Origin of the sequence: Pauljensenia sp. UMB3104, assembly GCF_030217285.1 — a bacterium.
GTDB lineage: Bacteria > Actinomycetota > Actinomycetes > Actinomycetales > Actinomycetaceae > Pauljensenia.
Map to the genome: position 1 here is coordinate 1 of NZ_JASONN010000183.1, position 306 is coordinate 306.

1 protein-coding gene is annotated in these 306 nt (G+C 55.6%); it reads left to right on the top strand.

The window, feature by feature from the left end; all coding sequences use genetic code 11:
- The coding region (locus QP415_RS11285) for a hypothetical protein (RefSeq protein WP_285100126.1) at positions 1 to 211 on the top strand (211 nt) is incomplete at its 5' end.
- Positions 212 to 306: the final 95 nt, after the last annotated feature.

A 306-nucleotide genomic window follows, 5' to 3' on the forward strand; every position in this document is an offset into this window, starting at 1 on the left:
GTACCTGCGCGATGAAGTCTTTCGACATGGTGTCGTTGGACTTGGAGAAGATATTGACGTCAATTTGCGTTTGAGCAGTGAAATCTTTCGCGAGTTCTTTCAGCGGCCCGGTTCGGGTGTCATCTGCCCAGATAGTGAGGGATCCAACGGTTGCAGCACCGTCCGAAGCAGACTGTCCGATGGCGGACTGTTCCGCGTCAACACCGTCTGAGGACTGGCCGGACGGCGAATTTCCGCCGCATGCTGTCAGTGTGGCAACGATGGCGAGGGCACCAAGTACAGTTATGCGTCTGCGCATTCAAACTC